Raw genomic sequence first — 24,484 nt, forward strand, 5'->3', positions numbered from 1 at the left:
AAACATCTTGAAGTGTTAAACGATTGATAATACCATTTTCTACTTGTCAATAATGCTGTCACTCTTTCTTTTTCAGATTGCTTGATTTTTTCATAATTATTGTTGTTTGATTTTAGTTACGAAAATTTAAAGGTTTGATAGTTTTCTTCTTATCGTTTATGATTATTCTTTTATCTCTTCACAATTTTCTTAACTACGCTATCCATATTACCTTTAAGTTTTAGGATATAGATATCAGAAACATAATTAGAAATATCTACAGTGATACTTTGTTGCGCTTTGTTTAAAACAAGACTTTGCAAAATTTTTCCGTTAGCATCTCCTATTTCTAAAGTATGATAAGCTCCAGCATTAAATCGGATATTCACCACATCTTTAACCGGATTTGGAAAAAGCTGAACATCCGAAGTGGAAAGCTTAAAGCTGACTGTTTTAATACCTAAATCGGTAGTTTTATTGTCTAAATCAACCTGTAGCAATTGGTAGTAATTTATTCCGTTAGCAGGTTGGTAATCTATATAATTATAAGATGCTCCGTTAGCAGATTTTGTATTTATGATAGCAAGATTATCAAAGTTAACACCGTTGGTACTTCTTTTTACCATAAAATGGCTATTGTTATTTTCGCTGGAAGTTTGCCAATTTAGTATAGCCGAATTATTTTGTGCTTTTGCTGTAAATGATTTTAAGCTAACAGGCAGGGTATTAACATTGTATAAATTTGTAACCTCTGCTGCTGACAAAGCCCTATTATATATTTTAAGGTCGTCCATAGCGCCATTAAAATCGCTACCTAACCTAAAGGTACTCAATTGCGTATTTAAAGTTTGGACTGGGGTTAGAACTCTTATTAACACATTATTTACGTATATTTTTACTTCACCACTTTGTAAGGTTACTACTAAATGGTACCAATTATTTAAAGAGGAAGTAAAATTGGTAGCTACATCATTAGTATTTGCCTGAAAAATGAGAGATTTACCAACGGTACCATCTTTTTCTAAGTACATACCAAATGTTTGATTAGCGTTATTAGATCCATAAGAGAATATATTGTAAAAACCAGCAGAAACAAAACTGCTAATGTTATACCAAACAGAAATTGTCCTGTCAGCATTACCAACAGGTAAATTAGGGATGGTTGCAGTACGCTCACCCACGCTGGCAACAGCTTTTAACTCATTATTTCTATCTAAAGAATAACTACCGGTGTTGTTAAATTGCATAGTTCCGCTAATATCTCTTAATGTGCTTTCAAAAGGAAAATTAGCAACAACATCGGCAGATGAAGTAGTAAAACTATAAATTTCTGATTGCGATGTAGCAAATGAGTTGGTAGCTTCTAACTGATAATAGTAGGTAGTATTAGGACTTAAACCAGTAAGCGTTTTTAACCCACTTATTGGTGGCACACCAGTAAGCAATGAGGTACTGGCAGTTAAAGCAGTTGGCGAAGTACCAAATCTAATTAATGAACCAGTAATATTTGCGCCATTGCTAATAGTAAAATCTATATCGACTTCATTAATACGTAAACTCCTTGGGCTGATATTAGAAAAAACCGGAGGATTGTTATTAAACATATCTGCTATTTGATTCGTCGTCAAGGCATAATCGTAAATTTTTAAATCGTCTATTGCTCCAGTAAAATTTCCACCAATTGTAAAATTACCCGCCGTGGTATTGATTAACGTACGAACTATATTCATTCTTAAAACATTGTTAATGTATACTTTAACCACTTCGTTGTCATAACTCACTACTAAATGATACCATTGGTTTAAATTTGTAGTAACAGAGTTTACAGTATTATCATAAGCAAATCCTTGGTGTACAATACCATCCAACCCATTTAAATAAAAACCAAATTTTTGATATTGTAAGTTTTGGCCATAAGCAAATAAAGCCGGAAAAGGGGTCCCGTTATTAATATTCGTTATCCTAAACCATAACGAGACAGACCTGTTTGCTTTACCTAGCGGAATACCTGTTATAGCTGCAATCCGCTCAGTAAAATTCATACTAAGTGCTTTATTAGATTCATTATTTCTGTTAGTGGTATAGCTTGCTGTACCACTAAATGGAGTATTGTCAGAACTATTATTTAAAGTTCCATCAAAAGTGTATTCAACCACTGGCGCTTGGGCATTGGCACTGTGGTTTAAAATGTGTAAGAAAAAGATCATTACGGTAATTAATACTATGTAATGAAAGCGATTAGATAAAAATTTCTTCATAATTCTAATTTTAAGTATATATTAATTTTGTTAATTACAATTGTTTAAAGAATAACTCTGACATATCATGAAAAACTTTAAAATGTAAAGGTTTTTATTACAAATCAAAAGTGTTACACCCAGCAACAAAAATACAGTGATAACTACTAACTTTACCTACCCAAAACGGGTAGGTAAATTTTATTTAGACATTAACTTTTCAAAAGCTTATAAAGATTTATATCGGGAAATTTAATCAATAGGCTTGATGAGCTTAACATAATTTTATAACTCAACTATTATTTAACCCTATTATAACTTATCACTTAAACTTAACATGTTTTTATAAGCTGAGTTATTTCATTATTATTGATGAAAAATTAGCAGTAAAAACATGCCTTTTTGTTGGATCATCAGGTTTTTTATCATAAGCTTTTTTTGCATTGGGCTTCAATTGACCAGCAATGCCCAATATACTATCCATACCCACAAGCTTTACCTAAAAAAATCAATTGCCTTTAAGCTTGCGAAGGATGCTGCTACTATTACCATCCACAATTTTAATGATTACCAAACATCCGTTTATGTAAGAATTGGCACTATAAATTTAGCTAAATATCATTCTATCGATGTTTTTAGAAATTTGCCAGGTCTAAATTATAGCATCACTTTAAGTAGCAAAACGGGGAGTTTTAAAAATGGCCCTTTAATACCTCTAAGTGATAGAGTTGAGCATCCATACTTAAACACTTTTAAGCTTGAAATACCTCCTAAAAGTTCTTTAAATTATAAATTACGTATTGATAATAAATCTTTAAAAGAAATTGATGGCGAAATTATCTTTTTATCTGCAGATGCCTGGCAAACTTTAAAATCTGGAGAAGAACAAAATACTCAGGTAAGTCTATACTTCTCATTACTGTTTTTGGGGAATTTAATTATCATGATTTTATTTAGCACCTTGATATTTTTAGAAAATAAGGTTAAGGATTTTCTATATTACGCTTGCTATCTCATTTTTGTAATGGTTTTTAGCATCATTGCAGATTTTCCTATCAAATACCATAATTTATTTATTTGGCAATATCCAGAGATAGCTATCAACAGTAAAGAAACTTTGGTATATGGTTATCTGATTTTTTATCATCTTTTTCTGATGCAATTTTTATCGTTAAAAGAGCATCTAAGAAAAATTTATCATGGGTTAAAACTGCTTAATTACATTTTTATGGTATTTATGGCTGTTAATATTTTAACTCTTTTCTTTTCTGACTTACCATTACAAAATACACTTTATAAGTTTAACACTATTATTTTATTTGCTGTAATACCTTATTATGGTTTTGTGATTTATAAACTCTTTAAAAACCGACATATCAAATTTTACAAATACATTTTATGGGGTATTTTATTCTTTTATCTGGGAAATATTGCAGGTACTTTAAACCAAATATTTGAGTGGAATTTTGGAGGATTATTTCCTAATAATTATACCCAACTAGGTACTTTTTTAGAGCTTTGCTTTTTCTCTCTCGGGTTAGGTGGAAAAATGATTGATGAAAGCAGGGAAAAACTAAGATTTCAGAAAAAAGTACTTGAAGTGCAAATGATGGCATTACAAACACAAATGAATCCTCATTTTACTTTTAATTGCCTTAACGCCATCAGAAATTTGGTGATGCAACAACAAACAGAAATGGCATCGTCTTATTTATTAAAATTCTCTAAACTTTTACGCCTCACACTGGAAAACTCTATACATAAAGAAGTAAGCCTAGCTGATAAAATGGAGTACTTAAATATGTATTTAAATATGGAGCAATTAAGGTTTGGAGACTCCTTACAGTTTAATATTACTAAAGATTTATTAAACGATGCTGAAACTATATTTTTACCCCCTATGTTGGTACAACCCTTTGTAGAAAATGCTATTAAGCATGCTTTTAATCATCAAGCGATTGTAAAGGAAATCAAAATATCATTTAAAGAAACTGAAAAAGATTTAAGTGTAACTATTGAAGATAATGGAATTGGTATTTTACATCATCAAAACCAACAGAAAAATCATGTTTCAAGAGCAACAGAAATTACTAAAAATTACCTCCAACAATGGAATGCGCTTTATCAACAACAAATACATTTAGAAATCATAGATAAAAGCTATTTAAACTCTGTAGAAAAGGGCACATTGGTTGTCATAAAAATCATCAAAGATTAATTATTTACGCTCTATTTGGTTAAACAATGCCATTACTTTATCCTTATGCGCTTTAGAAACGCTTATTTCTTCACCATCTTGCATCATTACATAACCACCATCATGCCTGATAAATTTTCTTAGGTAAGCCGGGTTAATCAGATGAGATTGATGTATACGCACAAAACCATGAAAAGCCAATAAACTTTCTACCTCTTTTAAAGTGCGACAAATTAAAATTTTCTCTTGGTTAGATAGATAAAAATAGGTGTAATTACTATCAGATTGGCAACGCACAATTTCTGAAGCTTTAATAAACTCCAATCCATCGGCTGTTGGCAATGCTATTTTTGAGTATTGTGTATCAGATTTATGATAATGATTTAAAAACAGCTTATACTGCTCTGTATCAATAGGTTTGGATGTCTTTTTCTCCCACAACTGAATACTTTTTAAAAGCTCAGCCTCATCAATAGGTTTAAGTAAATAACTGATAGCACTGTATTGAAATGCCTTGATAGCAAATTGATTATATGCAGTGGTAAAAATTACGTCAAAATGGGGTTCTGTAACTTGCTCTAAAACATCAAAACCAGATAAACCAGGCATATCAATATCCAAAAATAAAATGTCAAACTTTTGGCTTTTAATAAAAGGTAATGCTTGTATCGGATGATTAAAAGATGCAACCACCTGAATGGGTTTATCAAGTTGTTTAAGTTGTGTACTTAAAGAATCTAATCCGTGTTGCTCATCATCTAAAAGTACTGCTTTAATCATTTGATATTATTTAAATTCTTACTCAAGTGGTTTAAATCTATAGCATATTAACGCAAATACTCATTAACAGGTTTTCTAATATACAAACATATTTAATTTGGATGAATAATTATGTTTTTTGGACTTAAAGCCCTTAATAACCATGAGAATCTTATTTATTCTTAGTTCTTTTATCATCATCAACCTATTTGCTCATGCACAAGAGTCTTTAAAAGATAAGCTTAAAAGAAAACTGGCAGAAGCAAAAGAACGCACTACAGACCAAACCATAGATAAAATTATTGGTAAAGGAGAGCAAAAAGTAGATCAGGAAATTGATGAGGCTATAGATGGAAAGCCAAAATCAACCAAAAAAAGTACAGCTACAACAGAAAACGACGTTCAGAAAACAGCAGAAACAGCTGCAAATGCAAGTACCATGAAACTTTCTGCAAGCTCTAAATTTGATTTTATTTCTGGAGAGAAAATCATTGGTTTTGAAGATTTTAAAGAAGATGCTATAGGAGATTTCCCTGCAAAATGGAATACCAATAGTAGCGGAGAGCTGGTTAGTGTTACTGCCGGAACTGGCAAATGGTTAAAATTTGGACAAAAAGGGATTTTTTATCCAGAATACATTAATGCGCTACCAGAAAATTTTACTATTGAGTTTGATATGCTCGTATCTGATGATTTATCAGCTATGCAATCAGGATTAAAAGTAATTTTTCCTTCTTTACAAGATAGAAATCTAACTTTTGACCAGTATTTTACAGATAAAGTATCGGTATCTTTAGATATACATCCAGACCAAAGTAATGCTGGTACATCAAACATTTTTGTTATAGACAACAATGGGCAAAACATCCTTAACAATGATGCAAAATTCGCTTATTTATCCTCAAAAGTAAATCGCGTTTCTATTTGGAGACAAAAAAGCAGATTAAGGGTCTACATCAATGAAAGTAAAGTTTGGGATTTACCTAGAGCTTTCATTCCAAACATCAATTATTCCATCTTATTTGCTACCAATATTTTTGAGGGCGCAGCATTTTTAAACAATCTTAAAGTTGCAGTAGGTGCGCCAGACACCAGAAATAAATTGATTACCGATGGAAAATTAGTTACCAGAGGTATTTTGTTTGATGTTAACTCGGCACAAATAAGACCAGAATCTGGTGGGATACTTAAAGAAATAGCTAATGTATTGCAAGAAAACCCAACCGTAAAAATAAAAATTGTTGGCCATACAGATAATGATGGCGTTGCAACCGCAAATTTAGAATTATCTAAAAAAAGAGCAGAAGCAGTAAAAACCACCCTCAGCAGCATTTATAACATTGAAGCAAACCGCATGCAAACCGATGGTAAAGGCGCAGCAGAACCATCAGAACCAAACACAAGTACTCAGGCTAAAGCCAACAACCGACGTGTAGAATTTATTAAACTTTAAATACTTAAGATGAAAAAACGATTACTTAGCATCCTTATTATATTTTATGGCTTTGTTTTGCCATTACAAGCACAGCCTTTTATACAAATTAATAAAATGGTTGATATACCGGTTAACCAAAGAACAGAGCAAAGATTTTTGGGCTCTTCTGTAGCACTGTCCCAAACGGATGTTATTACCGGTACATTAGGACAACCCCTTCGCCAATTGGTATTTGGCGACCCTCGTGTATCACCTGCCTATATTGCATCATTAGATGATTTAGGCGAAGCAGATAATCAAAAAATTATAGACAGAAATAGACCAAACTTAGGTACCAGCACTGGATTTGGTACTAGCGTAGCTATAGATGGTAATTTTGCAATAGTTGGAGAACCGTTTTACTTTGATGCTACCACAGGACAAACTGCTGATGGATTAGGAGCAGCAGTTATTTTTGAAAAAGTTGCCGAGACTTGGGTATTTAAGCAGCGTATATTGGCATCAGACGGTGTAAATTTAGATTATTTTGGTACCAGCGTAGCTATTTCTGGAGATTATGCTTTTGTTGGGACAGATGTTAATCCGGCTTTAAGTACAAGAAATCCAAAACATGGTGGCGTTTATATCTTTAAAAAAGATGGTAACGGAAACTGGAACCAGATTCAAAAACTATCACCTGATGCTATTGTACAACAACCTGCTACTTTTGGTCAGAAAATTTCGGTTTCCGGAGACTATCTACTCATATCATCTTACGTTAATGCTTACATTTTTAAAAATAACGGTAGCGACGTTTGGACAAAACAACAAACCATCAGTGTAACAGCAGTAAATGAATCTACAGAGATAAGCAGCTTAGCGTTAAGTGGAGATTATGCTGTTTTGGGCGTACGTAACGCTTTAAGAGATGCTTCTGGTGCGAATTTATTATTTGACGCTGGAGCAGCTTATATTTTTGAGAAAAATAATGCAGAGAGCTGGATCTATAAGCAAAAGATTATTGCAAGCGATAGAAGAGCTAATGACTATTTTGGTACTTCAGTAGCTTTATCAGGCAATAAACTAGTTATAGGAGCAGAAGGCGGAGACTACGAAGGAGAAAGCGCTAATTTTTCTGACGGAGCTGGTGCTGCTTATGTTTTTGAAAGAAATAATAGTGCTACTTGGGTTCAAACTCAAAAACTGGTAGCCGGTGATAGAAATGGTAGTGCAAGATTTGGAACAAGCGTAGCTATTAAAGGTGATTATATTGCCGTTGGTGCTTCACAATCATCACTAGACCAAAATGGGGTGAATGCGCAGTATTTTATGGGAGGCACCTATGTTTTTAAGGCTGTAAATTTAACACTTTCAAATGTTGCAAGTGTAGCAAGCGCTGCCATAGGTAGAATAAGTGATTATTTATTTTTAAGTCCTAATAATGAAGCTATATTAAAATTGGGTGTTAATGGTGCTGTGCCACTTACTGGTAATTTAACCACTGCAAAGGTGTGGAATGAAAGTACCGTACCTACCTTTAATAGTTTACCTTATTTAGCCAGACATTATGAAATAACCCCAACCAATAACATCACTACAAGTACAGGTACAGTAACCCTATTTTTTAGTCAGCAAGAATTTCTAGATTTTAACGCACACCCAGCAAAAACAGCAGATTTTCCTCTTTCTCCTTCTGATAACCAAGGGAAAGCAAATATCAGAATTGTAAAAATAAGTGGTAGTAGTAACAACGGTACAGGGTTAATGGATTCTTACACTGGCACTACTACCCTGATAGATCCAGATGACGATAAAATTATCTGGAATGCTAATGCCAACAGGTGGGAAATTACATTTAATGTAACCGGATTTAGTGGTTTCTTTGCAAATACAGCCCCAACAACCTTACCTCTGGATTTGGTTGCTTTTCATGCAGAAAAAGAAAATAACCATACCTTACTTTCATGGAATACAGCTTCTGAAATTAACACTCAAAAATTTGAAATAGAACGCAGCATAAACGGTACGGACTTTATTAAGATTGCGGAAAAACAAGCTTTTGGCACTGGAAATAATACTTATAGCTACAGAGATGATTTAAAACAAATTCATCAGGCAGAGTGGGTTTATTATCAGCTTAAAATGATAGATATTGATGCCAGCTTTACTTATAGCCCGGTAAGAGTAGTACGTTTAAGTTTAAATAACAAGCAAAATATCAGCTTATATCCTAATCCTGTAGAAAATCAAACAACGCTAGTGGTAGATAAAGCTTATCTAAATACGAAAGCCGTACTGCTAAACAACCAGGGTGTAAAACTTAACACCTTTATTTTACAGAATGAAATCATGGAAATAAACTGCTCTGGCATGGCTTCTGGCATATATTTTATAAAATTATCAGACGGAAAACATATCAAGCTGATTAAAAAATAAAACTTTATTCGCTCTTTAAACGAAGACCTCTTCAGCTTTTTGAAGAGGTCTTTTTTATTTTACATGCTCACATACCTGATATATCTTGTATTTTTCTATTTTTGATGTTCAACACTTTATATATAAAATGAATTGGTTTAAGAAGAATGGTATACACTTGGCTGTTATAGGTGTATTCGTAATTTTATGTTTTGTCTATTTCACACCCGCTTTTCAAGGTAAAATACTAGTACAAAATGATGTTTCGCAAGCAAAAGCTATGCAAATGGAAATCATGAAGTACAAAGAAATAGATGGTAAAGCACCATTATGGACAAATAGTATGTTTGGAGGAATGCCATCTTACCAAATTTGGGCTACCTATCCTAAAAATATTACGACCTATATCATGACAAGCTATAGAGCCTTGTTTCCAAACCCGGTAGATATGGCTATGCTATACATGCTGGGTGCTTATTTTCTTTTTAGTGTTTTATTAGCACTATATAATGAAAAACAAAAAAATCTAAATGTATACCTTGCTGTAATAGGTGCATTGGCTTTTACATTCTCCTCCTATAATTTCATCATCCTAGAAGCCGGACATGGCAATAAAGCTTTAGCCATAGGTTTTTTTGGGCCGGTTTTAGCCAGTATTTTGTTAACCTTAAGGGGTAAATATCTAATAGGTGCTGCCTTAACTGCCTTATTTTTAGCCTTAGAAATTAGGGTTAATCATATCCAAATGACTTACTACTTGTTCTTAGCTTTGCTAATTTTAGTAGGGATAGAATTTTATCATGCTTATAAGCAAAAGCTTACTAAAGATTTCTTCAAATCTATTAGTTATTTAACTGGTGCTGTAATTATTGCTTTGGTTATCAATGCCAGCATGTTATGGACTACCTATGAGTATGGCCAATTATCAATCAGAGGAAAATCTAATTTAACCAGTACAAATACACCTGCAAACACAGGTTTAGATAAAGAGTATGCTTACCAATGGAGCCAAGGAGTTGGAGAGTCTATTACTTTCTTAATTCCTAATGCTTACGGAGGCGGTTCAGCATCATTATTAGATGAAAAATCTGAGGTGGTAAAAAACTTAACTTCAAAAGGGATAGATATCAATCAATCTTTAGACTTTGCAAGACAATTACCAAGCTATTGGGGACCAAAACCATTCACCTCAGGTCCGTGGTATTTTGGTGCTTTTGTATTTTTCTTATTTGTTTTAGGATTATTTATTGTTAAAAGTCGTTTAAAATGGTGGTTATTAGGCGCAACTTTATTAAGCTTGTTCTTATCCTTTGGAAAAAATTTCAGCCTTATTTCTGATTTATTTTTTGATTATTTCCCGCTATACAACAAGTTTAGAGCGGTAGAATCTACCTTAGTTATCGCCTCTTTATGTATTCCTATTTTAGCTATTTTGGCTTTCGCCGAGATTTTAAAAGCAGATAAAGACCAGAAAACAATCTTAAATGCTCTAAAAAAGACCAGCTATATCCTAGGTGGAATAGTAATTGTTTTGCTAGCTGTACCAACTATATTGTTCAGCTTTAAAGCGGATAATCATCAGGATTTTATTAACCAATTAAACCAGGTAACTGGCGACATGTCTTTTGCCAACAGCATTGCACAATCTTTAGTAGAAGATAGGATAAGCTTGTTTAAAGCCGATGCTTTAAGAACTTTAATTTTTATCGCAATAGGTGCAGGTATTTTATGGGCAATCATCAGTAAAAAAATTAATACTACTTTAGGTACATTGGCCATTGGAGTTTTAATTGTTACAGATTTATGGGCCGTTGATAAGCGTTACCTTAATAACGAAAACTTTGTTACTAAAGCAGTTATTGATCAACAATTTAAAACCAGAGAGGTAGATGAGTTTATATTACGTGACCAAGACCCTCATTATAGGGTTTTAGATTTAACCATACCAACTTTTTCTAGTGCTAATGCTTCTTATTTCCATAAAACAGTGGGCGGCTACCACGCAGCTAAGCTTAAAAGATTTCAAGAAGTTGTTGAAAAGCAATTTACCGGTAGCATGAATCAAGATGTTTTAGACATGCTGAATGCTAAATACTTTATTACACCTGGTAAAGATGGGCAAAACACTTCTATGCAGGTAAATAGCACTGCTTGTGGTAATGCTTGGTTTGTAGATAAGGTACAATTTGTAAAAAATAACGATGAAGAGATGGTAGCCATCAGCTCTTTTGACCCTAAAAAAGAGGCTATCATTCATGATGAATTTAAGACACAACTAGATGATAAAAATTTAGGTACCAGCTTTAACGGCAAAATTAATTTAACAAGCTATCATCCAGACCATCTTAAATACGAATATTCTATTGGCAAAAGTGCATTAGCTGTTTTTTCAGAAATTTGGTATCCCAAAGGATGGAAATTATATATAGACGGTGAAGAAAAACCATATATAAGAGCCAATTATTTACTAAGAGCGGCCAAATTACCTGGCGGAAATCATACTTTAGAATGGAAATTTGAACCAGAGTCTTATTATTTTGGAGAAAAAATTTCGTTAATTGGTTCTATACTATTATCTTTAATCCTAGCTTTTGCATTTTTTAAAGAGAGAATACAAAAGTTGAAAGCTTAAACCAACCAGTAAAAACCTAAAATCCCGATGCTAACCACATCGGGATTGTTGTTTACAGACGTTTTATAAACTATTTTTTGAGTATTGCTTTTATCGTAATAATGAGGTGGTTAAAAATATTAGGCCAAAAACCGTAATATTTTTGAAGAATAAGGTAACGCTCTTTTAAACTTTCTCTTTGCCTTTGTTTAGAGGCTCCGCCTTCTAAAAATTTAGCTACATACATTTGGGTGTTTATAATATGCTTAGCCTTTTTAGCAATTTTTAAAATCCAGTTTATATCTCCGCTTAAGCGATATTGCAAATCATAAGGCTGGGCTAATGCTCTTTTCACGTAAATAGCTTGATGACCAACATTCATTCCGTATTTAAAACTTTTCCATGAGAAATGCTCTGGTATAAGATGTTTCCGTGGACCTAAACTTTCTAATTTCTCATTAATACGCAGTGTTTCTCCGTAATAGATATCAGCACCATCAGCGCAAGCGAAAACTTTTTCTACAGTATCTAAAGCATATATTTCATCGCCAGAGTTCATAAAAAGAACATAATCTCCAGTGGCAATAGCCAAACCTTTATTCATAGCATCGTAAATGCCTTTATCTGGTTCAGAACTAAAATAAAACAAGCTATCTTGATATTTTTTAATCACATCAACCGTTCCGTCTGTAGAAGCACCATCAATTATAATGTATTGGATATAAGGATAAGTTTGATGTAAAACAGAAAGCATAGTCCTCTCTATATGCTTTGCATCATTAAAAACTATAGTAATAACTGATAAAAGAGGTTTTTTCTTTTGCATAACCTATTTTTAGTAGCTTTTGATTAGCTGCGGAAAGCTAATTAAATATTTTTAAATTTGTGCTTGATGCAACAATTAGAAAAAATTTATAAATCCTTTCATTGGTTTTTCTCCAATCTGATCAATACATTTTTTTCTTTTTGTAAAATATTCCTTATTTCTGGTTTTAATCAAAAAATACATAAAACCACTTCCCATCATACCTGTATTATTCTAGGTAACGGTCCATCACTTTCAAATTCATTAAAAGAATATCAAAATCATTTAACTAAGTATCCGTTAGTTTGTGTAAATCTTTTTGCACTAACATCAGAGTATGAACAGCTAAAACCTGCCTACTATGTGATGCATGACCCTGCATTATGGAAAACCGAATTACCTTTACCACAAAAAGTTTTTGCTGCTATAAAAGAAAAAACAAATTGGCCTATTACCTTATTTTTCCCTTATAGAGCTCGGAAATCGGCTTTTGTACAAGCGTTAAACTCAGAATATGTAAAAGTGGTATATTATAATTACACCATTTTTAAAGGTTTTGATGCTATTGCTTATTACTTATTTAAGCGACAATTGGCCATGCCGCAAAGCCAAAATGTTTTGGTAGCATCCTTATTCCTAACCATTAATTTAAAATATAAAGAGATTTATTTTATAGGTGCCGACCATACTTGGCATGAAAACTTAATTGTTAATGATGAAAATATACTTTGCTTAAAAAATGTTCATTTTTATAGCGAGGGTGAGCAAGTTTCTTATAAACCATTTTACAAAGGTTTGAACACGCAAGAAACCTTTAAAGTATCAGAGATTTTTGAAAACTGGACAAAGGTTTTTAAAGGTTACGAGCATATCAAAAATTACGCAAAATACTGCGATACAACTATATATAATGCCAGCCATGTTTCTTTTATAGACGCATTTGAAAGAAAAAAAATATCATAATGGAAACATTGTTATTAAACCCAATATCGCTTTGGCTAAGATGGCTTTTTACCAAAGCTGTTTACCTTTTTAAAAACAGAGGTAAGCATCTTAAAATAGAATATATGGTAGAGCTTAGTGGTTGTACTTTTGGTTATTATAACACTATATATAAGTATACCAGACTTAGAAATACAAGTATAGATAGTTTCAGCTATGTGGCTCGTAATACTTTGGTACAACATGCTAAGATTGGTAAATTTTGCTGTATTGGCCCTCATGTAAGTATAGGCTTAGGTGCGCATCCAAGTTCTCAATATGTATCTAGTCATCCTTTATTTTATTCCACCATTGGTCAAGCATCTGGTTTAACACTGGTAGAAAAAGAACTTTTTCAAGAATATCAAGAAACGATTATAGAAAACGATGTTTGGATAGGTGCACAAGTCATTATTAAATCGGGTGTTAAAATAGGAAATGGGGCAATTATAGCTTCGGGTGCTGTAGTTACCAAAGACGTTGAACCTTATAGTATTGTTGGTGGTGTACCGGCAAAATTCATAAAATATAGATTTGCTCAAGAGCAAATAAACTTTCTACAGAAATTTAAATGGTGGGAGCAAAATTTAGATTGGCTAAAAGAACATAAAGATTTATTTCTTGATGTGGATTTACTGATGAAAAAATTTAATCGTTAATAGCTTGGATAAAAAGGAATCTTATAAAACAGGCACCATTGGCTCGCAAACCATAAAAGGAAGCATTTATTCTTATTTAGGAATCATCATTGGCTTTTTTAGTGTTACTGTTTTACGTTCTCACGGATTGGGGCCAGAAGAAAACGGGATATTAGATTTAATTCTGTCTTTCACCATGATTTTGGCTCAATTGGGTTCTCTAGGCTTTTTCAATGCCAGTATCAGATGCTTTCCCTATTTTAGAGACGAAACAAGAAACCATAACGGTTTTATGTTTTTATTACTAGCAATACCTTTTTTGGGGCTTTTACTTTTCATGCTACTTTTTTACTTAGGTAAATCTATATTACCTGTAGAAAGTAATTTCACTACACTTTTTCAAGATTATACGCCTGTTATACTGGTACTCACTTTAGGTACGGTTCTATTTAATGCCTTAGATACTTTTAACAGAACAGCTTTATTAGATGCAGTTACAGGCTCAACACTTAAAGAATTTGTACAAAAACTTACGGTAGCCATAGCCATGGGTTTGATGCTTTATTTTACCTTACCTTTTCCATTATTTCTATGGATTTGGGTATTAGCAAATCTCATCCCAACTGTATGGATATTTATCAAATTATACCGAAAAAGAGCTTTTAACCTTAAACCCGATTTTGCTTTCTTAAATCCAGAAATGGTTAAAATGCTGAGCAGTGTAAGTTTATTTGCTGTGCTTACAGGTTTCACCACCATGATTATCCAATACATTGATAAAATCATGATTAATGAGATGATTAATACTTCCTTAACAGGGATATATAGTATCACCGCATTTTTTGGTACTGTAGTATTAATGCCTTCACGTATCATGTACAGAATTGGTGGCATCATCATAGCAGAGAAATGGAAGGTTCATGATATAGAAGGGATAAAATCTGTATACAAGAAAAGTTGTATCAATCAGCTTTTAATTGCCATGTTGATATTTATTGGCATTTGGGCCAATATTGATAACGTATTTGAAATGATTCCTAAAGAATACGAGGCCGGTAAATATGTGATTTTATTCATCAGCCTTTCTGGCTTAATAGAAATGGCAACCGGCTTTAACGGTGTTATCATTGCCACTTCTAAATATTATAAGTACGATACGTATTTCTTTTTAGCACTTATTTTCATCACCATAGCTACCAATTATATGTTTATCCCTATTTGGGGGATAACGGGTTCTGCTATGGCTACAGCTTTGGCTACGCTATTATTTAATTTCTTCAGATACCTTTTCTTGGTTATGAAGTTTAAGATGCAACCTATGGGTTTAAATAACCTTTTCATACTGATGATAGGCTTGTTTACCCTCTTCATCATTGGTTATTTACCAAAACAATCTTTTTTTGTTTGGGATATTATCTTACGCTCGGGCATCATCACTCTAGTATATGTAAGCAGCATTTATGTTCTTAAACTAGCTCCAGAAATGAATACCATCATTGATAAATATAAAACCAAATTATTAAGCTAGAACACGGCTTATTTTAACTTAGCCAATGCTTCTTTCAACTGTGGAATTTTAGCTGCAATTTCATCGGCAGAACAAGCGCCTACAGATGCTCTATACCAACACATATCATCGGTACCGAAAGCAGAAAAAGGCACCAAAGCAATATTAGCTTCTTTTATCAAGTAAAAATTTAAATCTATGGATGATTTTAAGACCTCTCCTTCTGGGGTGCTTTTGCCTAAATAATCAATTTTTAGGGTAAGGTAGATAGCACCCATAGGTTCAATAGCATCTACTGCAAAACCTTCGTTTTTTAAGGCATTAATACCTTTATAAAGTGTATCTAAACTATTTTGTATGCGGGTTTTAAAATCTCCTAAATAAGTATCAACAGCTAAAGTATCTTTTAAATACTTGACCATAGCTACTTGCTCTGCCTTTGGTGCCCAAGCACCCATGTGGCCTACAATAGCTTTCATTTTATCAATAATTTCTGCCGGACCAAAGCCCCAGCCTACCCTCACACCCGTTGCTGCAAAACATTTTGAGCTACCATCAATAAAAACGGTATAATCTCTTAATTCTGGAAATAAAGTTACCGGGTCTATATGTTGGTGTTCGCCAAAAGTTAATTGAGAATATATTTGATCATAAAGGATGTATAATGGTTTTTCTCCTGCAGCTCTACTTTTATTTTCTGCAATCACCAATTCGCAAATCTCTCTGAGCCCTTGTTCAGAAAACATGGTACCCGTTGGGTTTAACGGAGAACATAAAGCCAATAAACTAGCACCTTTTAAATGTGATTTCAACTCGGCAGCAGTAGGCATAAAATTATTCTCAGGCTGGGTAACTACACTAATTCCATGAGCACCTAGTAAATGAACGTAATGGTTATTATTCCATGATGGAGCTGGGAAAACTACTTTATCTCCGGCATCAATCAAAGCTAAATAAGTAGCATAAATTAGCGGACGAGAGCCTCCAGAAATCAGAATTTCATTTTTTGCCGCGTAATCTAAACCCATTCTGCTTTTCAAGAAATCAGCAACGCTTTCTCTTAAAGTTAAAACACCATCAGCAGGTGGGTAATTCGTCTGAAAATCAGCGTAAGCGTCAACAATATTACTTTGTAGCTCAGCAGGGATAGGATATAATTGAGCATCAAAATCACCGATAGTCAAATTAGCTATTTGTGCTCCTTTGGCCTTCATTTGGTTTACTTCGCCTGCTATTTTTATAATCTCTGACCCAATTAAGGTTTCTGCTAATACTGATACTTTCATTGTTATTTTTGAATTACGATTGACGATTTTTGATTTTTCTTTGCGCTCTTTTCATTGCGCTCGTTTGTAACGAGTGCTTAATATGGTTTAGCGATTCTATCGCACCTTTATTGTTGAATTACGATTGACGATTTTTGATTTTTCCTTGCACTCTTTTCCTTGCGCTCGTTTGTAACGAGTGCTTAATATGGCTTAGCGATTCTATCGCACCTTTACTTCACTAATTTATCAACTGCCATTGCTATTTTATCAAACTTGAATTGTGCTTGTAAATCCTGCATCATGGCTTTAACTTCCGGTAAATTTAGGTTTCCGATACTTCCTTCGTGGGTATGATTAACGGTTCTATCGGTCTCAAAATTTCCTGCTTCGATATCTAAACCTACTTTTTTATAAGCTTCTCTAAATGGCATCCCGCCTAAAACCAAGTTGTTTACTACCTCAACGCTAAATAGATACGCATATTTGTCATCTGCCAAGATATTATCCTTAATCTTGATATTTTTCAGCATCAGTTTTGCCATATCTAAGCAACTCATTAGGCTATTAAATGCCGGGAAAAGCGTTTCTTTAAGCAGTTGCATATCTCTGTGATAACCTGAGGGTAGATTGGTGGTTAACATCATGATTTGATTTGGCAAAGCTTGTAACTGGTTTGTACGACCTCTTATTAACTCCCACACATCTGGATTTTTCTTGTGCGGCATAATGCTTGAACCGGTTGTTAATTCATCAGGGAAACTGATGAAACCAAAATTTTGGTTCATGAATAAGCAAGCGTCCATAGCCATACGGTTTAGCGTTGCCGCGATGGAAGACATAGCCTGTGCAACCACTCTTTCGCTTTTACCACGTCCCATTTGCGCATAAACCACGTTGTAATTTAGTGTATCAAAACCCAATAATTGGGTAGTTAAAGTACGGTTTAAAGGAAAAGATGAGCCATAACCTGCAGCAGAACCCAGAGGGTTTTTATTACTGATTTTAAAGGCTGCTAACATCAACTCCAAATCGTCTATCAGGCTTTCCGCATAAGCTCCAAACCATAAACCAAAAGACGATGGCATGGCAATTTGAAGATGTGTATAACCGGGTAATAATTTATCTTGATGTTGCTCGGCAAGCTGGGTTAATAAATCAAACAGCTCTTTTGTAGAAAGCACCATTTCCTGAATTTGACTACGAAAAAACAGCTTTAAATCAACCAAAACTTGATCGTTTCTAGAACGTCCGCTATGGATTTTCTTTCCTGCATCACCCACTCTTTGGGTTAAAAGCATTTCTACCTGCGAGTGTACATCTTCTACACCATCTTCTATAGTGAAATTTCCATCAGCAATTTCTCTGTAAATATTTTTCAACTCACGTTGTACTTTCTCTAAATCTTCTTTAGTCATTAAGCCAATACTTTCTAGCATTTGAGTATGTGCTAAAGAACCTAAAACATCAAAAGCAGCCAGATAAAGATCCATTTCTCTATCCTGTCCAACCGTAAAAGTTTCTACCAGGTTATTTGTTGATGTATTTTTTTGCCACAATTTCATTTTTTGGAGTATTGAGTATTGAGTATTGAGTATTGAGATTTTTAAATCATCATTTCTTCAAATTCAATACAAAGTGATATTATTTATTGTAAAGCTCTATGGCTTTTTCTATTTGTGTATGAAACCAGTTACCTACAGAATTAGTGATTGATTCCATTTCTTCTTTGGTTAACTCTTCGTCATAAAGTTTACTTATTGTTGTTTTAGAACCAGAATAAGAAATCTCATAAGCATTTTGATGAAATTGCATTTCAATAAATCCACCATTGAAACTACCACTATCTTCGAAACTTATTAATTTTTTATAACTCGATGAAAACCTGATTCTACTGATTTTTTCATTAGTATTCATTAAAATAAAAAGAATATTCAGAAAGTCATTTGTGAGCTTTTCATCTATTTCCATTCCACTCACCTTTCCAAATCCAGTATCTAAAGCGACTTCTCTAGAGAAAAAAAACTGATCAAATTTTTTTAAACCTTTTTCCCATTCATAGGCAAGAGGAAAAATATGCTTCTTTATCAATTTTTCAAGAACACTATTGTCAAATTTAAGCTTAACCTCCTTTTCTCGTTTTAACTTTTTCTTTAAAACTGATATTTTCTTTTCTAAATCGCCTTGCTCATCAATACTTTCTCCCTTTGCTGCTTTTATAGAAATCTCTAAAGACCATTTTACTTGCTGTGCTATATATTCTATAAAAGGTTCATAATCTCCCACATCTGCTAAATGCAGAGCTCTCAGATAATTTTGCTTATCGGCTGATTTAATAATAATAGGAGGATAATTATGCCTCAAAAGCACATAATTCATTAATAATCTAGATACTCTACCATTACCATCATCAAAAGGATGAATCCTAACAAACTTATAATGCAACATGGCAGCAAGTTTAACAGGATGCAGATTATCTTCTTCTTCAGCATACCATTTTATAAGATCCTGCATTTCAAAAGGAGTATCTGTTGGAGAAGTGTAGTGAAAAATTTCACCATTTGCTAACCTTACAGAATTAGGATGATTCTTATAATTACCGATATTAATGAGTCTTCTTGTATTCTGACCATCAGGAGTTATAGCTTCTTTCCAAAAAGGTCTAACAAGTATAATCTCATTTAAATTTTTTATTTTTTGTTCAATCAATGGGCTCTCCTTATCCTGCGCCCATTCTTCTACAAGTAGATAAGCAACATCGTGAGCTTTCATTTCTTCATACTCTCTTAAAGTATGATTTCCTTTTGTATCATCAAAAATAAGTAGAAGCTCTGTCTCTCCGTATGTTAAAGTGTTCCCTTCTAAATGATTAGAATTAAAATTAAACTCTAGTCTGAACTTTTTATCTAGTTTAGTCTTATACTCAGACTTTATAGGTTTTAAATCCTCAAGTCTTGTCCACAACTGATCTATAATTTCTATTGTTCTTGACATAGTCTAATATAAGTCTAAAATCGTAAATCTTACTTCTAAAATAATTCTGAAATTTTTAAATCATCATTCAATCAAATTCAATACAAATTGATATTATTTATCGTCTTTACCACTTTATTTCTGAATAGTGGAGGTCACAAATTGTGACCTCCAATTCTTAAATTCTTCCGGAGACATCTCAAACATAAAATCTTCTGGAAATCTCTCGATATTTCTTTTTACAGATTGTTTAAGCACTTTTGTTTCTACACCGAAAAGTTCTGCAAGATCTCTGTCTAACATTACTTTCTGATTTCTTAACAAATAAATCTTGTTAAGAATGATTTCTTCTGGTATAGTTATAGGGCTATTCAAAATTCTTAGTACTAAAAAACAATTAACCTACTAATTAATGCTTACCTCTCAAATAATCTCACTTATCATCTTCACATACAGCTTTATGCCTTTTTCAATTTCATCAACATAAATAAATTCATCTGCGGTATGGGAGCGGGCAGAATCTCCCGGACCACATTTTAAAGATGGAATATTTAATAGAGCTTGGTCTGATGTTGTTGGCGAACCATAAGTTTTTCTACCTAAAGCAATACCTGCTTGTACAATAGGATGATCTATTGGGATAGAAGATGGCTTTAACCGGGTTGAACGTGGTATCACTTCACAATCCACAAATTGCCTTATAATTTTTAGAACTTCCTCATTGGTGTAAGCATCTGTTACCCTTACATCAACTGTAAACTTACATTCATCAGGCACTACGTTATGTTGCGACCCCGCATTGATAATTGTAACTGTTGTTTTAATAGGGCCTAATGTTGGTGATACTTTTGTAAACTTATAATCTCTAAACCAAGCAATATCTTTTAAAGCTTTATAAATAGCGTTCTCACCTTCATTTCTTGCAGCATGACCAGATTTTCCTTTAGCCACGCAATCCAATACCAGCAAACCCTTCTCAGCCACTGCCAAATGCATTTCTGTAGGCTCACCTACAATGGCAAATTCTAGTTTACCTAAATCTGGCACAATGCGCTCTAAACCTTCTTTACCAGAGATTTCTTCTTCGGCCGTAGCTGCAATAAGGATATTATATTTTAAATTTTCTTGCGGATAAAAGTATAAAAAAGTAGCTATTAAAGATACCAAAGCGCCTCCGGCATCATTACTTCCCAAACCAAAAAGCTTTCCATCAATAATTTCTGGCAAAAATGGGTCGCGAGTATAACCTTGATTAGGCTTTACCGTATCGTGGTGCGAATTCAACAAAATTGTTGGCTTCTTTGCATCAAAATGTAGATTGTAAGCCCAAACATTATTCCCTTTTCGATGGATTTTTACGCCTCGCTGCTCTAAAAAAACAGCTATCTCATCAGCTGTTTTATCTTCTTCTTTACTTAACGATGGGATAGCAATTAACCTTTGCAATAAGGCTAAAGCATCTTGAAACAAAATGTCTGTATCCATCAAAAATTAATCTTTATCGTATAATTCGCCAGCTTTTTGTGCTGATAATTTTATTCCTTTGATCATGGCCGAGCTAAAGCCGTTATGCTCCATCTCATTTAAACCGGCAATGGTACAGCCTTTCGGCGATGTTACCTTATCAATCTCATGCTCTGGATGTGATGCTAGCTGTAAAAGTAAATCTGCCGCTCCTTTAGCCGTTTGTGCTGCCATTTTTAAAGCTTCGCCAGCATGAAAACCAACCTCAACACCACCTTGTGAAGCTGCTCTTATAGAACGTAAGAAAAATGCAATTCCGCAAGCACATAAGGCTGTAGCTGATGTCATGAGCTCTTCGTTAATCACCACACAAATACCTACCGTATTAAAGATATTTTTCACCAACTCTATATTTTCCTGGGACGCATTGCCTACCGAAATACAAGTCATGGATTGCTTAATAGCGATAGCCGTATTAGGCATTACCCTTACTACTTGCACATCTTTTTTCAACCTGTTTCTGATATCCTCGCAAGAAACGCCAGATATTACGGAAATGATTAAATGCTTACTTACATCTATTTGTCCAGCAATTTGATCTAATACCTGATTTAGTTGTTGAGGTAAAACCGCTAAAACAATAATATCAGCTTGGGCAGATGCTGAAACGTTATCTGCACTAACCTGAAAGCCTTGAAATTTATACTCATCTAAAGCCTCAATATTTCTTCTGGTTAAAGTGATGCTGGATGCTGGATATAAACCAGATTGTGCTAAACCTTTAGCCAGAGATAAACCGATATTACCACTTCCAAGAATGGCTATTTGATTTGATTTTTTAAAGTCCATGGGCTTATTTTGTTAATCTTGTTCCAAATATACTTTCTTTTTGTAAAGCAGCTAATTTAGCAGCATGACCGATATAAACTTCTTTCACCCCATTTTGTATGGCATCAAAAGCATTTTGTAGCTTGGGTAACATCCCATCAGCAATAATTCCATCGGCTTTTAGCTCTTCAAAATAAGATGGATTTATTTCTTTAATAACAGAATTATCGTCATTGATATCTCGCATCACGCCATTTTTCTCAAAACAATAAATCAATTTTGTTTCATATAAAGATGATAAGCCTAGCGCTAAAGCCGAAGCAATAGTATCTGCATTGGTATTAAATAATTGACCATTTCCATCATGCGTAAGCGCATTAAAAACAGGTACTAAACCTGCTTCTAATAAGGTTTTGATGATATTGGCATTCACAGAATCAGGCAATAAATCTCCTACAAAGCCAAAATCAACATCTTTAACGAGGCGTTTTATGGCTTTTATAGCGTTTGCATCGGCACCTGTCATCCCAATAGCGTTAATTTGGTTAGCTTGTAACTGAGCAACAATATTTTTATTCACTAAACCACCATACACCATGGTTACTACGTCTAGCATAGCAGCATCAGTAATTCTTCTGCCATTAACCATTTGCGTTTCTACACCTAGTTTTGCTGCCGTTTGTGTGGCTATCTTGCCGCCACCGTGAATTAAAATTTTAGCTCCAGATAAGCTCGCAAAATCTTTTAAAAATTGTGCAAGTTGTATGGGGTTATCAATAACATTACCGCCTATTTTAATAATATATAATGGATTCATTAGCTTCCTTTTAACATTGATTTAATTACCGCCTGAGCAGCCCAAACCCTATTATTTGCTTGATTAAGCACTAAAGAATTTGGTCCGTCTAGTATTTCGTGAGAAAGCTCTAAACCTCTTCTTACAGGTAAGCAATGCATTACACCGGCGTTGTTTGTGAGTTTTAACTTCTCGTTAGTCATCATCCAACCTTCACCATCAGAAAGTATTTTACCATAATCCTGATAAGAAGACCAATTTTTCACATAAACAAAATCAGCCCCGGCTAAAGCTTCATCTTGATTGTTGGTTACGACAGCATTTCCAACAAATTCTGGCGCTAAATCATAACCTGCTGGGTGGGTAATAACAAAATCATAATCTGCTTTATTCATCCACTCTGCAAAAGAGTTGGCAACAGCTTGTGGCAAAGGTTTAACATGAGGTGCCCATGTTAATACCACTCTTGGTTTAGCTGTTGTTTTTAGCTCCTCAATGGTAATTAAATCGGCCAAACTTTGCAAAGGATGTCTGGTTGCCGATTCTAAACTTACTACTGGAACGCCACAAAACTGTACAAACTTGTTAAATATCAACTCAGAATAATCCTCATCTCTATCTTTTAAACCAGGAAAAGAACGTATACCGATGATATCACAATATTCTCCCATAACGCCGGCAGCTTCTCTGATATGTTCTACGGTGGTACCATTCATGATGATGCCATCTTGTGTTTCTAAAGCCCAGCCTTCTTTATCCATATTCATCACCATTACCTGCATACCTAAATTCATAGCTGCCTTTTGGGTGCTTAAACGGGTACGTAAGCTAGGATTTAAAAATATTAGACCAAGCGTTTTATGCTTTCCTAATTGCTCATCAGCAAAAGGATTGGCTTTTAATTGAATAGCTTCTGAAACCAGTTGGTTAACATCAGTTACGTCTTTAACGGAGGAGAATAGTTTCATCTTTATTGAGGGTTATTAATCTATTTCTAAGCAAGCTAATTCCTGATAATCAGGATTATCTATAAAATCTTTTATCAATTGATATTTATTGCAAAGAATCTCGGCAATATTTAATGTAGTGGTGTTTCCAAATCTTAACCAGATAATTTTAGGTGGATGCCCATTAAGATTTGCTATTTCAAAAAAATCTGCATCAAAAGTTACGATGGTATATTCGTTCTTCTTTGCGAAATCCCAAATTTCTTTATCAGAGGAATTCTCAAGCTGTAAAGACCTTACTTGACCAGCATCGGGATAAAACTCTTGTATTTTAGCTAAAATTCTAAATGAAATATTCTGGTCAAAGAGTAGTTTCACTATGCAACTCGTATTTTATGTTCTCTATCAGCCGCATAAGCCAAACAGGCTTTAATTTGGTTATCAGATAACTCAGGAAAATCTTCTGTTATTTGCGCTATGGTCATGCCATTAGCTAGCCAACTTAAGATATCATATACAGATATTCTGGTACCACAAACACAAGGCTTTCCAAACCTTATATTTGGCTCAATAGAAATATAATTTTGATATGCTATCATAGCTTAAGTTTTTATGCTGAACAAATATAACCATTATCAAAAAGAGTTGAAAACCCATATAATTATTAA

At 33.7% G+C, this 24,484-nt stretch carries 19 protein-coding genes and 1 pseudogene; 7 read left to right on the forward strand and 13 right to left on the reverse strand.

From position 1 onward, the window contains the following. Positions 1–170 precede the first annotated feature (170 nt). Positions 171–2,237: a LamG-like jellyroll fold domain-containing protein gene (locus H510_RS0116575; RefSeq protein ID WP_026905331.1), complete on the reverse strand. Its 2,067-nt coding sequence runs from the start codon at positions 2,235–2,237 to the stop codon at positions 171–173. A 373-nt stretch (positions 2,238–2,610) separates the two neighbouring features. On the opposite strand from H510_RS0116575, the gene H510_RS0116580 reads away from it, so the two are divergent. Further along, a complete protein-coding gene (locus H510_RS0116580) occupies positions 2,611–4,434 on the forward strand; it encodes a sensor histidine kinase (protein WP_026905332.1) in 1,824 nt (607 codons plus the stop codon). On the opposite strand, the gene H510_RS0116585 is transcribed toward H510_RS0116580, so the two are convergent. Further along, entirely contained in the window at positions 4,435–5,193 is a 759-nt protein-coding gene (locus H510_RS0116585) for a LytR/AlgR family response regulator transcription factor (RefSeq protein ID WP_036693324.1), read from the reverse strand. 142 nt (positions 5,194–5,335) lie between these two features. Between H510_RS0116585 and H510_RS0116590 the strand changes: the two genes are divergently transcribed. The 3 genes from H510_RS0116590 to H510_RS0116600 all read left to right on the forward strand — a co-directional run bounded on the left by H510_RS0116590 (position 5,336) and on the right by H510_RS0116600 (position 11,633). Then, positions 5,336–6,625 carry an OmpA family protein gene (locus tag H510_RS0116590; protein WP_036693327.1) on the forward strand — a complete coding sequence of 430 codons (1,290 nt, stop codon included), beginning with the start codon at positions 5,336–5,338 and terminating at the stop codon, positions 6,623–6,625. A 9-nt stretch (positions 6,626–6,634) separates the two neighbouring features. Further along, positions 6,635–9,022, forward strand: a complete 2,388-nt coding sequence (locus H510_RS0116595) for a T9SS type A sorting domain-containing protein (RefSeq protein WP_026905335.1) — start codon at positions 6,635–6,637, stop codon at positions 9,020–9,022. 127 nt (positions 9,023–9,149) lie between these two features. Continuing rightward, positions 9,150–11,633 carry a hypothetical protein gene (locus tag H510_RS0116600; protein WP_026905336.1) on the forward strand — a complete coding sequence of 828 codons (2,484 nt, stop codon included), beginning with the start codon at positions 9,150–9,152 and terminating at the stop codon, positions 11,631–11,633. A 70-nt stretch (positions 11,634–11,703) separates the two neighbouring features. Here the strand turns inward: H510_RS0116600 and H510_RS0116605 are convergent, their stop codons facing one another. Continuing rightward, a complete protein-coding gene (locus H510_RS0116605; protein WP_026905337.1) occupies positions 11,704–12,438 on the reverse strand; it encodes a glycosyltransferase family 2 protein in 735 nt (244 codons plus the stop codon). Between the two features lie 66 nt (positions 12,439–12,504). Between H510_RS0116605 and H510_RS0116610 the strand changes: the two genes are divergently transcribed. From H510_RS0116610 to H510_RS0116620, 3 genes and pseudogenes are all read left to right on the forward strand, one after another. Beyond that, positions 12,505–13,380 (forward strand): 6-hydroxymethylpterin diphosphokinase MptE-like protein, encoded by an 876-nt coding sequence (locus H510_RS0116610; protein WP_026905338.1) that lies wholly within the window; start codon positions 12,505–12,507, stop codon positions 13,378–13,380. 395 nt (positions 13,381–13,775) lie between these two features. Next, positions 13,776–14,057, forward strand: a pseudogene (locus H510_RS20720) (CatB-related O-acetyltransferase); the annotation flags it as partial. Between the two features lie 4 nt (positions 14,058–14,061). Then, the gene (locus H510_RS0116620; RefSeq protein WP_026905340.1) at positions 14,062–15,564 is read left to right on the forward strand and encodes a lipopolysaccharide biosynthesis protein; all 1,503 of its coding nucleotides are present in this window, start codon (positions 14,062–14,064) and stop codon (positions 15,562–15,564) included. Positions 15,565–15,572: 8 nt separating this feature from the next. Here the strand turns inward: H510_RS0116620 and H510_RS0116625 are convergent, their stop codons facing one another. From H510_RS0116625 to H510_RS0116670, 10 genes are all read right to left on the reverse strand, one after another. Continuing rightward, positions 15,573–16,829, reverse strand: coding sequence for a pyridoxal phosphate-dependent aminotransferase (locus H510_RS0116625; RefSeq protein ID WP_026905341.1), 1,257 nt, complete (start codon positions 16,827–16,829; stop codon positions 15,573–15,575). A 212-nt stretch (positions 16,830–17,041) separates the two neighbouring features. Next, positions 17,042–18,373: an argininosuccinate lyase gene (gene argH / locus H510_RS0116630; RefSeq protein WP_026905342.1), complete on the reverse strand. Its 1,332-nt coding sequence runs from the start codon at positions 18,371–18,373 to the stop codon at positions 17,042–17,044. Positions 18,374–18,452: 79 nt separating this feature from the next. Then, the gene (locus tag H510_RS0116635) at positions 18,453–19,802 is read right to left on the reverse strand and encodes a Fic family protein (protein ID WP_026905343.1); all 1,350 of its coding nucleotides are present in this window, start codon (positions 19,800–19,802) and stop codon (positions 18,453–18,455) included. Between the two features lie 114 nt (positions 19,803–19,916). After that, positions 19,917–20,156: an ORF6N domain-containing protein gene (locus H510_RS19935; protein WP_155978031.1), complete on the reverse strand. Its 240-nt coding sequence runs from the start codon at positions 20,154–20,156 to the stop codon at positions 19,917–19,919. A 48-nt stretch (positions 20,157–20,204) separates the two neighbouring features. Continuing rightward, positions 20,205–21,266 (reverse strand): M20 family metallo-hydrolase, encoded by a 1,062-nt coding sequence (locus tag H510_RS0116645; protein ID WP_026905345.1) that lies wholly within the window; start codon positions 21,264–21,266, stop codon positions 20,205–20,207. 6 nt (positions 21,267–21,272) lie between these two features. After that, positions 21,273–22,094 carry a pyrroline-5-carboxylate reductase gene (gene proC, locus H510_RS0116650; protein WP_026905346.1) on the reverse strand — a complete coding sequence of 274 codons (822 nt, stop codon included), beginning with the start codon at positions 22,092–22,094 and terminating at the stop codon, positions 21,273–21,275. A 4-nt stretch (positions 22,095–22,098) separates the two neighbouring features. After that, the gene (gene argB / locus H510_RS0116655) at positions 22,099–22,890 is read right to left on the reverse strand and encodes an acetylglutamate kinase (protein ID WP_026905347.1); all 792 of its coding nucleotides are present in this window, start codon (positions 22,888–22,890) and stop codon (positions 22,099–22,101) included. Next, the gene (locus H510_RS0116660; protein WP_026905348.1) at positions 22,890–23,837 is read right to left on the reverse strand and encodes a Rossmann-fold NAD(P)-binding domain-containing protein; all 948 of its coding nucleotides are present in this window, start codon (positions 23,835–23,837) and stop codon (positions 22,890–22,892) included. Before H510_RS0116660 ends, argB begins: the two co-directional genes overlap by 1 nt. Before the next feature lie 15 nt (positions 23,838–23,852). Then, complete coding sequence (locus H510_RS0116665) at positions 23,853–24,194, reverse strand: DUF5615 family PIN-like protein (protein ID WP_026905349.1); 342 nt, start codon at positions 24,192–24,194, stop codon at positions 23,853–23,855. Further along, on the reverse strand, positions 24,194–24,415 hold the full coding sequence (locus H510_RS0116670; RefSeq protein ID WP_211226597.1) for a DUF433 domain-containing protein: 222 nt from the start codon (positions 24,413–24,415) through the stop codon (positions 24,194–24,196). Before H510_RS0116670 ends, H510_RS0116665 begins: the two co-directional genes overlap by 1 nt. Positions 24,416–24,484: the final 69 nt, after the last annotated feature.

Origin of the sequence: Pedobacter glucosidilyticus DSM 23534 (assembly GCF_000425145.1) — a bacterium.
Taxonomy (GTDB): domain Bacteria; phylum Bacteroidota; class Bacteroidia; order Sphingobacteriales; family Sphingobacteriaceae; genus Pseudopedobacter; species Pseudopedobacter glucosidilyticus.

Coding starts and splice junctions, on each gene's coding strand:
- H510_RS0116660 (WP_026905348.1), bottom strand. CDS start 23,837: ATGAAACTATTCTCCTCCGTTAAAGACGTAACTGATGTTAACCAACTG.
- argB (WP_026905347.1), bottom strand. CDS start 22,890: ATGAATCCATTATATATTATTAAAATAGGCGGTAATGTTATTGATAAC.
- argH (WP_026905342.1), bottom strand. CDS start 18,373: ATGAAATTGTGGCAAAAAAATACATCAACAAATAACCTGGTAGAAACT.
- H510_RS0116575 (WP_026905331.1), bottom strand. CDS start 2,237: ATGAAGAAATTTTTATCTAATCGCTTTCATTACATAGTATTAATTACC.
- H510_RS0116670 (WP_211226597.1), bottom strand. CDS start 24,415: ATGATAGCATATCAAAATTATATTTCTATTGAGCCAAATATAAGGTTT.
- H510_RS0116635 (WP_026905343.1), bottom strand. CDS start 19,802: ATGTCAAGAACAATAGAAATTATAGATCAGTTGTGGACAAGACTTGAG.
- H510_RS0116580 (WP_026905332.1), top strand. CDS start 2,611: ATGCCTTTTTGTTGGATCATCAGGTTTTTTATCATAAGCTTTTTTTGC.
- H510_RS0116605 (WP_026905337.1), bottom strand. CDS start 12,438: ATGCAAAAGAAAAAACCTCTTTTATCAGTTATTACTATAGTTTTTAAT.
- H510_RS0116585 (WP_036693324.1), bottom strand. CDS start 5,193: ATGATTAAAGCAGTACTTTTAGATGATGAGCAACACGGATTAGATTCT.
- proC (WP_026905346.1), bottom strand. CDS start 22,094: ATGGACTTTAAAAAATCAAATCAAATAGCCATTCTTGGAAGTGGTAAT.
- H510_RS0116610 (WP_026905338.1), top strand. CDS start 12,505: ATGCAACAATTAGAAAAAATTTATAAATCCTTTCATTGGTTTTTCTCC.
- H510_RS0116625 (WP_026905341.1), bottom strand. CDS start 16,829: ATGAAAGTATCAGTATTAGCAGAAACCTTAATTGGGTCAGAGATTATA.
- H510_RS0116595 (WP_026905335.1), top strand. CDS start 6,635: ATGAAAAAACGATTACTTAGCATCCTTATTATATTTTATGGCTTTGTT.
- H510_RS0116590 (WP_036693327.1), top strand. CDS start 5,336: ATGAGAATCTTATTTATTCTTAGTTCTTTTATCATCATCAACCTATTT.
- H510_RS0116645 (WP_026905345.1), bottom strand. CDS start 21,266: ATGGATACAGACATTTTGTTTCAAGATGCTTTAGCCTTATTGCAAAGG.
- H510_RS0116600 (WP_026905336.1), top strand. CDS start 9,150: ATGAATTGGTTTAAGAAGAATGGTATACACTTGGCTGTTATAGGTGTA.